The organism is Actinomyces sp. 594 (assembly GCF_019325145.1).
In the GTDB taxonomy this organism is placed as follows: domain Bacteria; phylum Actinomycetota; class Actinomycetes; order Actinomycetales; family Actinomycetaceae; genus Actinomyces.
In genome coordinates this window covers 98,092-112,755 of record NZ_PIZC01000038.1, presented here as the reverse complement: position 1 = coordinate 112,755, position 14,664 = coordinate 98,092, and the positions used below count along the sequence as shown (strand labels likewise).

Annotated in this window: 12 protein-coding genes; 6 read left to right on the top strand and 6 right to left on the bottom strand. The window is 67.9% G+C overall.

What is annotated here, in order from left to right; translation table 11 throughout:
* Nucleotides 1-30: 30 nt before the first annotated feature.
* Nucleotides 31-768, bottom strand: coding sequence for a sulfite exporter TauE/SafE family protein (locus tag GZ998_RS06315; RefSeq protein ID WP_162679683.1), 738 nt, complete (start codon nucleotides 766-768; stop codon nucleotides 31-33).
* Between the two features lie 100 nt (nucleotides 769-868).
* Here GZ998_RS06315 and GZ998_RS06310 point away from each other — a divergent pair, with 100 nt between their 5' ends.
* Nucleotides 869-2,242: an MFS transporter gene (locus tag GZ998_RS06310; RefSeq protein ID WP_219109369.1), complete on the top strand. Its 1,374-nt coding sequence runs from the start codon at nucleotides 869-871 to the stop codon at nucleotides 2,240-2,242.
* A gap of 164 nt (nucleotides 2,243-2,406) precedes the next feature.
* Here GZ998_RS06310 and GZ998_RS06305 read toward each other — a convergent pair whose 3' ends face one another.
* On the bottom strand, nucleotides 2,407-2,673 hold the full coding sequence (locus GZ998_RS06305) for a mandelate racemase (protein ID WP_219109368.1): 267 nt from the start codon (nucleotides 2,671-2,673) through the stop codon (nucleotides 2,407-2,409).
* 331 nt (nucleotides 2,674-3,004) lie between these two features.
* Between GZ998_RS06305 and GZ998_RS06300 the strand changes: the two genes are divergently transcribed.
* The 4 genes from GZ998_RS06300 to GZ998_RS06285 all read left to right on the top strand — a co-directional run bounded on the left by GZ998_RS06300 (nucleotide 3,005) and on the right by GZ998_RS06285 (nucleotide 6,992).
* Nucleotides 3,005-4,012 carry a LacI family DNA-binding transcriptional regulator gene (locus tag GZ998_RS06300; RefSeq protein WP_308807177.1) on the top strand — a complete coding sequence of 336 codons (1,008 nt, stop codon included), beginning with the start codon at nucleotides 3,005-3,007 and terminating at the stop codon, nucleotides 4,010-4,012.
* Between the two features lie 201 nt (nucleotides 4,013-4,213).
* Complete coding sequence (locus GZ998_RS06295; RefSeq protein ID WP_162679680.1) at nucleotides 4,214-5,410, top strand: Gfo/Idh/MocA family protein; 1,197 nt, start codon at nucleotides 4,214-4,216, stop codon at nucleotides 5,408-5,410.
* Between the two features lie 75 nt (nucleotides 5,411-5,485).
* Nucleotides 5,486-6,412, top strand: coding sequence for a myo-inosose-2 dehydratase (gene iolE / locus GZ998_RS06290; RefSeq protein ID WP_219109367.1), 927 nt, complete (start codon nucleotides 5,486-5,488; stop codon nucleotides 6,410-6,412).
* Nucleotides 6,413-6,485: 73 nt separating this feature from the next.
* Nucleotides 6,486-6,992: a pre-mRNA-splicing factor gene (locus GZ998_RS06285; protein ID WP_219109366.1), complete on the top strand. Its 507-nt coding sequence runs from the start codon at nucleotides 6,486-6,488 to the stop codon at nucleotides 6,990-6,992.
* Nucleotides 6,993-7,010: 18 nt separating this feature from the next.
* On the opposite strand, the gene GZ998_RS06280 is transcribed toward GZ998_RS06285, so the two are convergent.
* A complete protein-coding gene (locus GZ998_RS06280) occupies nucleotides 7,011-8,165 on the bottom strand; it encodes a zinc-binding dehydrogenase (protein WP_219109365.1) in 1,155 nt (384 codons plus the stop codon).
* A gap of 305 nt (nucleotides 8,166-8,470) precedes the next feature.
* On the opposite strand from GZ998_RS06280, the gene GZ998_RS06275 reads away from it, so the two are divergent.
* Entirely contained in the window at nucleotides 8,471-9,487 is a 1,017-nt protein-coding gene (locus GZ998_RS06275) for a LacI family DNA-binding transcriptional regulator (RefSeq protein ID WP_219109364.1), read from the top strand.
* A 146-nt stretch (nucleotides 9,488-9,633) separates the two neighbouring features.
* On the opposite strand, the gene GZ998_RS06270 is transcribed toward GZ998_RS06275, so the two are convergent.
* The 3 genes from GZ998_RS06270 to GZ998_RS06260 all read right to left on the bottom strand — a co-directional run bounded on the left by GZ998_RS06270 (nucleotide 9,634) and on the right by GZ998_RS06260 (nucleotide 14,659).
* Complete coding sequence (locus tag GZ998_RS06270) at nucleotides 9,634-11,250, bottom strand: MFS transporter (RefSeq protein WP_219109363.1); 1,617 nt, start codon at nucleotides 11,248-11,250, stop codon at nucleotides 9,634-9,636.
* Nucleotides 11,251-12,065: 815 nt separating this feature from the next.
* Nucleotides 12,066-13,520 carry a sugar porter family MFS transporter gene (locus tag GZ998_RS06265; protein ID WP_219109362.1) on the bottom strand — a complete coding sequence of 485 codons (1,455 nt, stop codon included), beginning with the start codon at nucleotides 13,518-13,520 and terminating at the stop codon, nucleotides 12,066-12,068.
* Between the two features lie 266 nt (nucleotides 13,521-13,786).
* The gene (locus tag GZ998_RS06260) at nucleotides 13,787-14,659 is read right to left on the bottom strand and encodes a sugar phosphate isomerase/epimerase (protein WP_219109361.1); all 873 of its coding nucleotides are present in this window, start codon (nucleotides 14,657-14,659) and stop codon (nucleotides 13,787-13,789) included.
* Between the last annotated feature and the right edge of the window lie 5 nt (nucleotides 14,660-14,664).

Here is a 14,664-nt window from a genome sequence, read left to right as displayed (position 1 = left end):
AGCACCCTCCGCCTGCCAGTGCGCCCCGCCTCACACCAGCAGGTAGGCGGCGGACAGCACCGTCAGCACGGTCACCAGTGGATCGAAGATCTTGTTGTCCATGCGCCCGGCCAGCCAGCGCCCTCCCAGCGCCGCAACCACCACGACCGGCACCAGCGCCAGGTCCAGCCACAGCGTATCGGGCCGGATAATGCCCAAGCCGATCGAGAAGGGCAGTTTTACGAGGTTGACAATGAAGTAGAACCACGCGGTGGTCCCCAGGAAGGTCGCCACCGGGAAGCGCGAGGCCAGGAAGTACATGCTGGTGACCGGTCCGCCGGCGTTGGCGGCCATGGTGGTGAATCCCGCCAGGGTGCCGTAGACAGCGCGCCCCACCCGGCCCTGGATCTGCGGGGGCCGCGGCAGCCGCATGAGCAGCAGGGTGACCGCGATCAGTGCCAGCAGCAGCACGCCGATGAACTTCTTGGTGACCTCGTCGGAGGCCACGCGCAAAAAGAGCGCGCCCAGCACCACGCCCGCGAGCACTCCGGGGACGAGCCGACGCAGCGTGCCCCAGTCGGCGTCGCGCCGGTACATGCTGATCGCCAGCACGTCCCCCACCAGCAGCAGCACCAGCATGGTGCCGGTGGACTCCTTGGCAGGCAGCACCGTGGCGAACAGGGCGACGGCGAGCGTGGCCGCACCGGGAAGTGCGGTCTTGGCCAGGCCGATGGCGGCGGCGGCGATGATGAGGATGAGCCATGTCGGAGTGGACAACATTGTCAGCACAAATGCATCCTAATACCTGTGCGCCCCGCCGACCGGGGCCCATGGTCGCATCTCGGGCGGCGCAGCCCGCAAGCAGCTCCTCCTGGCAGGAAGGCGATTGATGACAACCGCTAAGCGCACCCCGCCGCAAAGGCGCCTGCGGGCCCTGCTCCTGGGCTCCGAACTGGCCTCCGGGGCCGCCTGGGGCGCAGTCGGCGCAACCCTGGCGGGCAGCAGCGGAGCAAGGGCGGCACTGACCGCCCACGGCAGCGCGGGCGCCGATTCGCTCGCGCCCCTACTGCTGACACTCGCAGCCCTGCCGCTGGGCTCCCTCGTGGGAGCGCCCGCCCTCGACTTTGTCTCCCGCGCCGGCGGACGCCGCCCGGCGATGCTTACGTGTGCGGTCCTAACCGTGCTCGGCTGCCTGCTGGCAGCCGCGGACAGGTCATTCCTGTGCGTAACCGGTATAGGTGTGGTCGGCCTGGGGGTGGGCGGCTACGCGATTGTGGCACCAAAGCTGGCCCACGAGCTGGCCGAGCACGGGCACCGTCGGCTGATGCCGCGGATGCGGGCCGCCGCCCCGGCCGGAGCCGGCCTGGCGGTGCTGGCCGGCGCGCTGGGCGCACTGCTGTCCCCCGCACAGGGCGTGGCCTGCGCCTGGACTACTCCACAGCTGGCAGCAATTGGCTCACTACTACTGATGCTAACCCTGCCGGAGACGCCGCAGTGGTATGCCGCGCAGGGGCGCGTGGACGCCGCTTACGCGGCGCTGCAGCGCATGCTGGGCGGGCTTGAGGCCGCCGTCGGCATCGACTGGGTGATGATGGATACCGGCACGCGCGGTGAGCAGCACCCGATCGGCCGCTCCGACCTCGCGATTAAGCGTGTTAGGCGCACCGTCGTCGCCGGGCTACTGCTTGAGGCCGTACAGGCCCTGCCGTTGGGCCTGGCGAGCCTGTGCCTGGGGCCGTCCCTACTGGCCCAGGCCGCCGACGCTGCCGACGCCGCCGGGACGGGGATGACGACCTTGCCGGTCGGCATCGCCGCAGTCCTAGCCGCTGCCTGGGCGGCTATTGCACTGCTAGGCACCAGGCGGCGCGGCGACCGCTACGCCTACGCCTGGATTCTTGCGGGCATCGGCGCCTCCGCCTGCGGCATCACGCTGCTGGCTCTAGCCGATACGGTCCACGGCGTCGGCCTGGTGGCACTGCTGGCCGGCGTGGACGCACTGCTGGTGGCCTGCCAGTTCCTAGCCGTGGCTCCCGCGTGCACGGGCAGCATCGACCCGCTCGTACCGCCCTGGCTGCTGCGCTCGCAGCGGCGCGCCGTCGCTACGCTCAGGCCGCTGGTGCAGTTGGTCTCCGTGACGGCTCCGGCGCTGCTGCTGGCGCTGGTGCCCGCCCCTACGGCGATCGGGGTCGTACTGGGCTGCCAGGTGCTCAGCCTTCTGATCGCGGTGGTGACACTGCCGTGGGCCCTGGCGGCAATGCGCTGAGTACAGCAAAAAGCGCCGGCCCGTGGGGTCGGCGCTCGGCGCTTGGCTCGCGGCGGTGTCACTGCACGCGCCCCGCCGGCGGCGCAGGTGCTGCGCGGTCCGCGTCGCCCGCGCAGCTCGGGAGGAGCAGGGCGCAGGCCCGTCCTCCGGTTCGGTTCAATGCTTCAGTCGGCCAGGATGTTCACAGCGGTGTACACGCTCACAAAAGTGGCAACCGCGGTGAGCAGGCCGGCGGCGATCAGCAGCGGAGCAGATGACGCGATGAGGCCGACGACGGTCATCACGAGCAGCACGGAGCCGACAACCAGCAGGGCGATCTGGAACGTCAGAAGCTCGGTTGCGCCGGCCTCGTCCCGCGTTGCGGTAGTGGGCTGGGCGGTGGCGGACTGCGGGGTGGTGACGGTGGCGGCGTCGACGACGGGTGCGTTCATGTTGGCTTTCCTTCCAGTTCCTGTGCGGAACCGGTCGGGCGGCCCGCACAGCGGTGTGCCCGACCCTGCGGTCGGCGCCGACCTGTCTGGTCGGCAACCCGAACAATAGAAACTTCCCCAACGGTTTGTAAATACAAAGCACTGATATTCGCGTCACGTTCACGCCGTCGCCGGCACTCCCGGCCCGCGCGCCCGGTACCCCGCGCCCAGCGACAGCACCCACCACTAGGGCGGCCCCGCCCGCAACCCGCCACAGTGCACGGCCTATCCTGGCACCGCCTACACCGCCTCCCGCACCCCCTCCCGGCCCCGCACCTCAAGGAGTGACGCCGTGACAGCCTCATCTCGCCCGGCGTCACCACACGCCACGCAGCAGGACGTCGCCGCCGCGGCGGGCGTGTCCCGCGGACTCGTGTCCCTGGCACTCAAGGGCGGAGGCCGCATGTCTCCGCAGACGCGCCGCCGCATCCTGGACGCCGCAGCGCGCCTTGACTACCACCCCAATGCGGCGGCGGCCGAGCTGGCGGCCCGCCAGTCCCGGCGCCTGGCGGTGGTGGTGCCCTACCTGGACAACCCCTTCTTCGGCCTGCTGCTGCGGGCACTGCGGCGGCGGGCCAGGCAGGCCGGCTACACCTTGGTTGCGCTGGCCTCAGACCTGGGCGAGGACCTGGAGAGCTCAACCATCGACGACGTCCTGTCCCTGCGCCCGGCCGGACTCATCCTCCCCGGCACCTCCATGACAGCCACGGAGCTGCGGGACCTGGGTCGGCGAGTCCGTCTGTGCGTGATCGACCGCAGCCTGCCGGAGTCGGCAGGAATCGCGACCGTGCGGCTCGACGAGGCCGACGCCGCCCGATTGACCGTGGAGCACTTGACCTCGCAGGGGTATACCCGCCTGGCCTTCCTCTCCCCCGCCGCACGGCTGCGGGAGACGATCCTTGGGGAGCGGGTTGAGGAGTGCCGCAAGGCCGCGGCGCGGGCCGGGGTGGGCCTCACCGAGGTCAGCGCCGACGCGGGCGTGGGCGCGGCCATCGCACAAGCCCTGGAGGTGGGCACAGGACCACTGGGACTGATCGCGTACAACGACCTACTGGCGATTGACGCCATCGCCGCGGGGCTGGGGCACGGGCTAAGCATCCCCCTCCAGCTCGGAGTCTCCTCCTACGACAACACCCCCCTGGCCGAGGGCATCGAACTGCGCATAACCAGCATCGACCAGAACCCGGACATGCTGGCGGCCGGGGCGCTGGAGGCCCTACTCAATCCGGGGGACATCTCCGGCTTTCGTCGCGTGGTGCCGGCCCGGCTGGTTGAACGCTCCTCCACGGCACGCCACTGAGCCATCGCGCCGACCACCGACTCGCACCAACCCCGTCTACCCCACCGGCCTCACCCCGAAGCCATCCCCACAAAGCGGCGCTTGACAGGACAAATACTCATCCATAGACTGCTTGTACACCGCTGCTGACACGCGTTACCTCAATGGTTGCCTTGGGCGCTGACGACGTTTCGGTCGCGGCAACCGACAAAGGAGTCACCTATGACCACTAAACGCAAGCTGGGAGTCGGGGTCATCTCACTGGGCTGGATGGGCCGCCTACACGCCCGCAGCTACCGCTCCCTGTCCGAGCGCTTCCCGGAACTGGAAGTTGAGGCCCGCCTCGTGGCCGCCGCCGACCCGATCGAGGAAGCACAGCGGGCCGCTGTGGAGGACCTGGGCTTCGAGCGCGCCTACGCCGACTACCGCGAGCTGCTGGCCGATCCGGAGGTTGCGATTGTCTCCATCGCCTCTCCGAACTTCCTCCACGAGGAGATCGCCCTGGCCGCCGTAGAGGCCGGCAAGCCGTTCTGGATCGAGAAGCCCATGGGCACCTCGGCCGAGCAGTCGGAGAGCATAGCCCGCGCCGCCGAGGCCGCCGGCCTGGTCACCGCCGTCGGCTTCAACTACCGGCACGCGCCGGCGATTGAGTACATGCGCGAGCTCATCCGCTCCGGAAAGCTCGGCCGCATCACCAACGCCCGCATCTGGTTCATCGCCGACTACAACTCCTCGCCCCGCAGCCCGCTGACCTGGCGCGCCTCCAGGGAGAAGGCGGGCGCCGGCGTCGTCCCGGACCTGATGAGCCACGGGGCGGACCTGGCCCAGTACCTGATCGGCCGCATCGCCTCGGTGACCGCCCTGACCGACACCTTCATCAAGGAGCGCCCCATACCAACCAAAATGGGCATCGGCCACTCCGGCTTCGAGATCGGCGACGAGGTCGGCGAGGTTGAGAACGAGGACTACGTGGGCATGCTCGCCCGCTTCGAAGGCGGCGCCGTGGCCACGATGGAGTCCTCGCGCGTGAGCGTGGGGCCGCGCGCCGAGTACGTGGTGGAGGTCTACGGCACGCAGGGCTCGGCCCGCTGGAACTTCGAGCGGCTCAACGAGCTCGAGGTCTGCCTGGGCGTGGACGGCGGGCCCACGCACGGCTACCGCCGCGCCATGGCCGGCCCCGCCTGGGGCGAGTGGCACCGCTACCAGCCCGCCATCGGCACCTCCATGGGCTTCGACGACCTGAAGTCCATTGAGGCCGCCCAATTCGTCCGGTCCGTCCTGACCGGCGAGCAGCACGCCCCCTCTGCCGCCGACGCCTGGTGCGCCGCCGAGGTCGACGCCGCCGTCGTCGCCTCCGCGGCCGACGGGCAGTGGCACGACGTCGCCCGCGTTCAGGGCCGCACCACCTTCGACGCCTGAGCCCGAGCAACCGCAACAACCAGACAGACACGTTCCCAACCGCATCAAACCCAACCGCATCAAAGGAGATCGCTCATGAGCTTCCGCCTCGACCCCGCCACCGCCATCAACGACCCCCACGGCATCACCTGGGGCATGCACCCCATCGCCTGGCGCAACGACGACATCAAGGAGGTCGGCGCCTTCAACACCCTGGAGGACATGCTCCTGGACCTGGCGGACCTGGGCTACCGCGGCACCGAAGTGGCCGGCTGGTTCCCGGCCAAGGAGGTAGCTAAGGAGCGTGCCGACGCCCGCGGCATCGCCATCGTCGCCCAGTGGTTCTCCTCCTTCATCGTGCGCGACGGCGTGGACGCCGTCATCCCGGAGTTCACCGCCACTTGCGAGTACCTGCAGTTCCTGGGCGCCACCCGCGTGGTCGTCTCCGAGCAGACCGGCTCCGTGCAGGGCAAGCGCGACGTATGCATCTTCACCAACAAGCCGGTGCTCACCGAGGCGCAGTGGCCGGTGCTGGCCGCCGGCCTGAACCGCCTGGGCGAGATCGCCAGGGAGCACGGGCTCACCCTGGTCTACCACCACCACCTGGGCACCGTCATCCAGACCAAGGCCGAGACCGTCAGGCTCATGGAGCTGACTGACCCGGACAAGGTCTCCCTGCTGTTCGACACCGGCCACGCCTTCGTAGGCGACGGCGACGTCATGGGCCTGCTTAAGGCCACCATCGACCGGGTGGCGCATGTGCACTTCAAGGACGTGCGCCCGGAGAAGCTGGAGGAGTCCAGGCAGCTGGAGCGGTCCTTCCTGGACTCCTTCCTGGCGGGCATGTTCACCGTTCCCGGTGACGGCATGATCGACTTCACCGATCCCTACAAGTTCCTGATCGACCACGGTTACCGGGACTGGATCCTGGTGGAGGCCGAGCAGGACCCGGCCATCGCCAACCCCCACGAGTACGGGGCCAAGGCCCGCGCCTACATCGAGTCCGTACTGTTCAGCGTTTGAGCCCACTCCTCGGCGGGTCCGCGGCCCGCGACACGGGCAGCGGACCCGGCACCAGTACTGAGCCGCCATCATCATGATTCACGGATTCTTCACCGACGTCTCCCGGCGGAACCGCAGCACCACGGGCTTCACCAGGAATGACGCCCTCCTCATCGCCTATTGCGCCGCAGTATGGATCGCTGTAGTGCTGCTCGCCATGGGGCACCTGCTTGGCGCAATGGCACATTCCCCGTTGCGCATGACGGCATTGTGGTGCATGGCAGGATACTCCGCCTGGTTGGCACTGCCCGTCGTTCAGATCTTCACACCCTGGGAGTCAGCGCGACGCCTGTTGCGCACCGCGATCCACGGCGTCTCCATACTGGCCGGCGCCGGCAGCCTGGGCTTCCTCGGCGGCGTTTGGTCCATAACACGAGCGCCTGCGCTCGCCCAGGACTACTTCTGGGAGATCACATTCCCCGGAGGCGCCCTCATCCTACTGGGACTCGTTGGACTGGCATTCTCATCTGCCGCTCTGCGGCACAGCCGCAACAACATCCCTGTGAATCAACCCGCCTCCGGGGAACGCAGCATCGACTGAGTTCCTCCCGCGCCTATCTCACAGGCTCATATCCACAACCGCACGCCCCTGGATCTGGCGGTTGCGCAGGGCCTCGTACCCGGCACCCGCCTCCTCAAGCGAGAAGCGGCGGGAGACGACGTCCTTGTAATTGATGACGCCACGGGCGGCCAGGTCGACGACGGCCGGCAGGTCCTGGCGGGTGCGGGCGCCGTAGGAGCCGAGGATCTTCTGCGAGCGGCGCACGGTGCGGTTGATCTCGACCTCGGCGGTCTGCACGCCGGCGCCCAGGCCGATCGGGACCATGCGGCCGCCGTCGGCCAGCACGTCCAGGGCGGTCTTCCAAGTGGCGGGGATGCCCAGTGCCTCGAAGGCGACGTCGACGCCCTTGCCGCCGGTGAGCTTCAGAACCTCCTCGCGGGCGTCCTGAGTGACGGAGTTGACCACAGCGGTGGCACCGTATCCGGGCATGGGCGCAAGCTTCTCATCGGAGACGTCGATGGCGATGACCTGGCTGGCGCCGAAGGCGCGGGCGACCTGAACGATGTTGGTGCCCACCCCGCCGGTGGCGACGACGGCGACGGTCTCCCCAAAGCGCAGGTCGGCGCCGCGTCGCACAGCCCCGTAGCCGGTCATGGCGGCGCAGCCGAGGATCGCTCCGGGGACCAGGTCGAGCGCGTCGGGCACGGGGGCCACCGAGGTGGCTGGGATGACCGCATACTCGGCCAGGCCGCCCATGGAGTACATGTAGATGGGGTCGCCCTCAAGCGTGGACAGGCGTGTGGTGCCGTCGTAGAGAACCCCCTTGAGACGGTTGAGGTCGAAGAACGGCCCGCACAGCTCATCGCGCCCGGAGGCGCAGGCCTCGCACTGGCCGCAGGGCATGAGGAAGCCGCCGGCGACGTTCTGGCCGACCTCCAAGCCGGTGTGCTCATTACCCGGCCCAAGCTCAACTATGGTGCCAGTTACCTCGTGCCCGAGCACGGCGGGCTTGGGGAAGGCGATGGCTCCGCCGATCACGTGCAGGTCGGAGTGGCACAGGCCGCACGCGGCAACCTTGACCAGCACCTCCCCACTCTTCGGGTGGGGGGTACGGATGGTTTCTACCTGGAGGCCGACCTCGGGATCGCGCAGCACCGCGGCGCGCATGGTTTCCGGGATGGTGGTGTTCTGGACTGCATCGTTGCTCGTCATGCGGGTATCCCTCTCGAAGCGGACGCGACGATCGCGCCCCGGCGCAAGGCCTAGGCCGAGCCTATCACCACAACAATCATTTGTCAGGACATATTGGCCAAGCGTCCTCGGCTCCCGCAAGCACTCCCCCACGCGCGCCTAGCGCATGGCGCGGGCGGCCCACACCTGGAGTCCATCGAGGCATGCCCGGTGGACGGCGTCCTCTTGCGCAGATGCGCCTTGTTAGGCGCGCACCGCTGCCCCACTAGCACATTCGTCCGCTAAAGTCCCTCCCGTCCGCACCTTGGCGGAGGAGAGGGAACACCATGCCTACCAGCGGTCAAGACGTCACCCAGTCCGACGTCGCCGCGGCTGCCGGGGTATCACGCAGCCTCGTCTCCCTCGCGCTGAGCGGCTCGCCCAAGGTTGCCGAGGACACGCGCACGCATATCTTGCAGGTGGCCGCCTCGCTCGGCTACCGCATCAACACGGCGGCCTCCGCACTGGCGCGCCAGCGCTCAACCACGATTGGGCTGGTACTTCCCAACCTCCGCAACGCCTTCTTCGAGCAGGTCTCCCGCTCGCTGGACGAGGCCGCGGCCGCGCAGGGGCTAACCGTTTTCGTCACCGTCGGTGCGGAGGACCAGGACCGGCTGCGGCGCGCGATCGGATCCCTGCTAGGCGTGCGGGTGCTCGGACTGATCCTGGTCTCCCCGTGGCTCACCGACGCGCAGCTGGTCGCCCTGGGGCAGGAAGCGCCCACCTGCCTGATCGGTCGGCTCCCACCGGGCGGGCACGTCGACGCCGTCCACATCGACGAGCGACAGGCCGCCGGGCAGATCGTCTCCCACCTGGCCTCGCGCGGGGTCAGCTCCCTGGGTTACGTGGCCCCCCGCATCGGCGACGACGCCTCACGCCTGGCCCGGGAGGAGGCCTTGGCCCGGACCGCCGGTGACGTGGGCCTGCCACTTACCACCGAGGAGGCCAGTGCCGATGACGCCGGGGCCGCCATCCGCAGTCTGCTGCGCGTGGGCACGCCGCAGATGGGGCTGATCGCGCACAATGACATGCTCGCCATCGACGCCGTCGCCGTGCTGCGGGAACTGGGACGCCAAGGGGCGGGGCGCATTCCGCTGGTCTCCTACGACAACACGTACCTGGCGCGCCGCTCAGAGTTCGCCCTAACCAGCCTGAACCAGCCGGACCAGCAGATGGCCGAGGCGGCGGTGCGCCTCGTCGTCGAGCGGGCGGCCGCACTCGCGCGGCACCCCGACGCACCTCCCCCACCCAACGACGTTCAGGTCGCGGGCCGCCTAGTCGTCCGCACCTCCTCCATCGTCTAGGTGCTCGGCTCCGGGGGCGCGAACGCTCGGCCTACCCACGACTACAAGATCGACTCGCGCCTTCCTGCGCGCACGGGCAGCCGGGCACGTCGTTGGCGTCGATCCCGGCACGTCAGTGGTGCCGGGACCGGCCGAGGCAGCGGGGGTCAGCTGTATTCGCGCTCGAAGCGCTCCTCCAACTCCTCCAGGGAGTCGTACTTCGTCTCGGGCACGAACTTGATGTAGAAGATCAGCGAGACCACGTTGATCAGGCAGAACACCAGGTAGGTGCCCGCGCCGCCGAGCCTGTCCATCATGATCGGGAACACGATCGCGACGATGGCATTGGCGATCCACAGGGCACCGACTGCCAGCCCCATGGCGGTGCCGCGGATCTTGCTGGGGAAGATCTCAGCGATCAGGATCCAGGTGACCGTCCCCGACTGCTTGGCGAATACAAACAGGCTCACGATGATCAGCACCAGGAAGGGCGCGAAGGTCGGGGCGCCCACGATGTCGCCGTCGGCGTTCTGGTAGGGCTGGATCAGGAAGAAGAACACCGCCGACAATAGCCCCAGGGAGACCACAATGCTGGTCTCCTGGTAGATGCCGACGTGCCGGCGGGCGAACTTGGTGACCAGCCACAACCCGACCGCCGAGCCGATGAAGGACACGCCTCCGGACACCACGTTCAGCGAGATGGCATCACTCATCGGCAGCCCCGCGGCGGCTAGCACCTTCGGGGTGTAGTACATGGCGGTGTTGATGCCGGTCAGCTGATCGGCCAGACCCAGGATGATGCCGATGATGAGCAGGTGGCGCGTCCATCGGGTGCTCCAGATCTGGGACAGCCTCCACTTCTCCTGGTTGGCCTCCTTGCGCTGGATCTGCAGCATCTCGTCGATCTCCTCGGCAATGGGGCCGTCCTTGGCCTCGTTGCGCACGCGCTTGAGGGAGCCGATCGCCTCCGGTATGCGCAGGTTGGCCACGTACCACCGAGATGACTCGGGCATGAGCCGAATGCCGATCCACAGGGCGACGGCCGGAAGGGACGCCAATACCAGCATGTAGCGCCAAGTCACGCCGTTGCCGGAGCTGACCATGACGTCGGCGAAGTTCTGCACGCTCTCCCAGGCGACGGCATCACCCGCCCGCGCGACCGTATTGCCCGCGCTGTTGACGACATCGCGCGAGACCGTCACCTCCGGGCCGCCGTACATCCGGGCCAGGATCGCATTCATGGAGTAGGCCAGGAACTGTCCGAAGACGATCATCATCTGGTCCACCGCAACCAGGGTGCCGCGGATACGCTTGGGTGCCGTCTCACCGAGGAAGACCGGCACGGTTGCTGAGGCCCCGCCGACGGCGAATCCGAGGATCACCCGGAACAGGTACAGGATCCAGATGTTGGGCGCGAACGTGCAGCCCAAGGCGCCGAACAGGAAGATGATGGCCAGCAGGGTGATGTTGTGGCGCCGACCGTACTTGTCGGAGAGCTTGCCGCCTACGGACGCGCCCAGCGCAGCACCGATGCACAGCAGCCCACCGATCCAGCCCTCCTCCGTGGTGGTTAGGGCCAGCCCGTCCGCCGTGCGCGGCAGGTACATGTATGGCAGGGCGCCGGAGATCACGCCGGTGTCGTAACCGAACAGCAGGGATCCCAGGGTAGCAACGACAGCGATCGCGCCCAGCGAGCGCTTCCTGCCCGACGGCGGGGTCTGGTCGACCAGCTCCTGAATCTTCGCGCGGCTGTACTCACCGGCAGCCAGAGTCGTTGTGGACATTGTTAATAACTCCTTGGGGAACCTGCCGAGGTACGCAGGTTAGAGGACGCGTAGATGCTAGGCGATTAACGACCCTTCGTGTCTTTGGGTGCGGCTGGCAGACGGAGGCGGTGGGTGGTGGTTGGCATGCGCGGCGCGTGCACGATGACCCGGGCGCGCACGGCCGGGCCCACACTCGTGGCTTGCGTTTGACGGCTCACCGACCACAACGCGCTTCGCCGCCGCGGCTGGGACTCGCCCGCCACAACAACGACTTGTGTGATCAGCCCCACAAACCGCGCGGAACGGCGTCAACCCACCGGGCACGGTGACGACCCGCGCCCCCGGGAACGACCTCCACCCGGCGAATACGACCTCGCCGGCCCGAGTACGACCTCCGCCCGGCGAAAACGTCCTCATCAGCCCGAAACCCTCCACGATGTGGAGGGTTTGGGGCGTACGAGGTCGTATTCGGCTGGTGTGGGGTGGTCGAGTACGACCTCGTAGGCCCGAATGCGACCTCATCAGCCCGAGAACGACCCCGTGCACTCACCCGAATACGACCCCGCGAGCCCCAAAACGACCCCCGCGCGGCGAATACGACCTCGCCGGCCCGAGGAGGCGTTCCCCGAGCACGATCACCACGCCCCAGACCCGAGAAACCCGCCCGCCCGGCGCAAATGCCGAACCCGCCAGCCCCGACCACGCGCGGCATGCGCATGCATGCGGGGCCGACCACTGCACCCGGCAGTGGCCGACCCCGCAGTTGGGCGGGGCGCGTCGCGGCACCAGAGCGCCGACGCTCCGCCGCTGGATTCAGTTATCCCGGTTGCTCGCTACTTGCGGCGCTTGAAGAGCTCACCGCTGATCACATCCGCCTCCAGCTGCTCCAGCGTACGGCCCTTGGTCTCGGGCACGAACATGAAGAAGAAGGCGAAGGCGATGACGTTCAGCACGGCGAATACGAGGAAGGACATGGACAGCCCGATCGCCGAGATGACCGAGGCGAAAGCCAGGCTCAGGAAGGAGTTGGTCATCCACAGGACGAAGACCGACAGCCCCATACCGAAGGCGCGCATCTTCAGCGGGAAGATCTCCGACAACGTCACCCAGGTAGCCACGTTCAGGCACAGCTGCATCGATCCCACGAAGAACACGATCAGTGCCAGCAGCACGAAGGGCTTGACGTCGTTCTCCGGCAGCACGCTCGCCGCAGTCGCAATGAGCACGTGGGTGATCGCAACCAACGCGTAGCCCCACAGGAAGGTCTTGCGCCGGGAGAAGCGGTCCATCATCTGCAGGGCGATCACCGCGGCAATCACCGAGATCGTGGCCGGGGCGATATTGGCGATCAGGGCCGCCCCGGTGCTGAAACCGGATTCCTCCAGCACCCGCTCCCCGTAGTAGAGGATGGAGTTGATGCCCGTGGTCTGCTGGAAGAAGCCGATTCCGCAGCCGATGAGGACGATGCGCACCAGGTTCTTGTTGGAGAAGATCTCCTTAACGCTCATGTTGACCCGGCTGGCCTCCTCCTTGCTGGCAGCCTGGATCTCAGCCAGCTCGGGCTTGGCGCGTCCCTCAGGCCGCAGGTCGTCGAGAATCTCGAGCGCCTCTTGCTCACGTCCCTTGTCGGCGAGCCAGCGCGGCGACTCGGGCAGACGCGTCACCCCCAGCAGCAGGAGGATTGCCGGCACAGCGGCCAGCGCAAACATGGCCCGCCACACCCACGGGTACTGGCTGCCCCAGACGTTGCCGATAATGGCGTTCATGATGATGGCCAGCAGCTGGCCGGTCACGATCATCATCTCGTTGCGTCCGGCCAGCGACCCGCGAATCTCATAGGGTGCGAGCTCCGCCAGGTAGACCGGCACCACCACGGAGGCCGAGCCCACGGCCAGCCCCAGGATGACCCGCCCAAAGGCCAGCATTGGCAGGTTGACTGCGGTGACGACCACGACCACGCCCACAATAAACATTGACGCCATGAGCGTGATCGCCGTCTTGCGGCCGATCATGTCCGAGATGCGCCCGCCAGTCAGCGCACCCACGGCACTGGCGAAGAGCAGGGAACTGACCGCGATGCCCAGGCCGAAGTCGGTCAGGTCCAGCTGATCGGGCCTGACCATGAAGCTCTGGGCACCATTGATGACGCTGGTGTCGTAGCCGAAGAGCAGACCGCCCAGGGTGGCGATCAGGGCGACGACAGTCAGCCGGGCGCGGTAGGGACCCGGCGTCAGCGGGGGCAGCTTAGTCGCTCCGGGAGGGGCGCTGGCGGTTGGACTGTGTGACACGTTGACTCCTTTGTCGACTCATACGGTGGGCTTCACGGTAGCACAATTACCATGAAATTGTCAGGACAAATTGTGCGAGGGAATCGTCCCACGTGTGAGGATCGGGTTGATGAGGGATTTGAGATATGCGCCTGGCGGCCTGTCGGCGCAGTGCCTCCAGGCGCTAGCGGACCTGGGCCGCGCCGCCGCAGCGGGCGGCAGCCCCGCACACTGCGGGGTGCGGGCGGGGCGGCTGCTGGGCGCGCAGCGCAGCAGCCGTCCCCGGATCAGCCGCCGAGCTCCTGGGTCAGGCGCTCCAGCGCGGCCTTGTTGTACTCGTCGGCCCGCTCGTGCCAGCCGAAGATGCACACGGATACCACACCGTCGAAGCCGACCTCACGCAGCGTGCCGAACACCTGGTCCCAGGGGACCTCGCCGTTACCGATGGCATTGTGCTGGTGGACGGTCACATCTGCTCCCGGCGGATTGACGATGTACCGGTTGCCGTCGTTGATGCGGTGGTTGAAGCCGTCGGAGACGTGCACCTCACGGAGCTTGCCCGCCGCGGCGGCGGTGCGGATCATGCGGTCGGCGTCGCCGGCGCCGTCGGACAGGTGGAAGGTGTGCGGGCAGCAGTACTCGTAGCCGAGCCAGTCCTTGTCCACCGAGCGGACGATTTCGAGCGCCCGGTCGTGCAGCTCGACGAAGTCGTAGGGGTGCGCCTCCATGTTCAGGCGGATGCCGTACTTCTCGAAGTGCGGGATCAGCTCCTCAATGGACTTGTACCACTGCTGCTCGGAACGGCTGGCGAGGTTGCGGTCGCCGGAGAACTCCGAAACGATGTCGCGCACGTCCAGGGCGTCCGCGAGTTCTAGCAGGCGCCGCCAGTTGCGCACCTGCGCCTGGCGCTCGGCCTCATCGGGCGAGGACCAGTTGAACACCGGGTTCAAGGTGCGCACCTTGACGCCGGAGTCCTTCTCCGCCTGCTTGAGCTCGGAGATGAAGGCCCGGTCGGCCTTGGGGTAGTGGTGCCAGAGGTGGAACTCGTTGTTGGGCGAGAGCTCCACGTACTTGAACCCGAGCTGCGCGGCCTTGTGCAGGGTGTCCGCAGTGGACATGCTCAGGTAGTACATGTTCGGATCCAGGGCGATATCGACCATGAGGC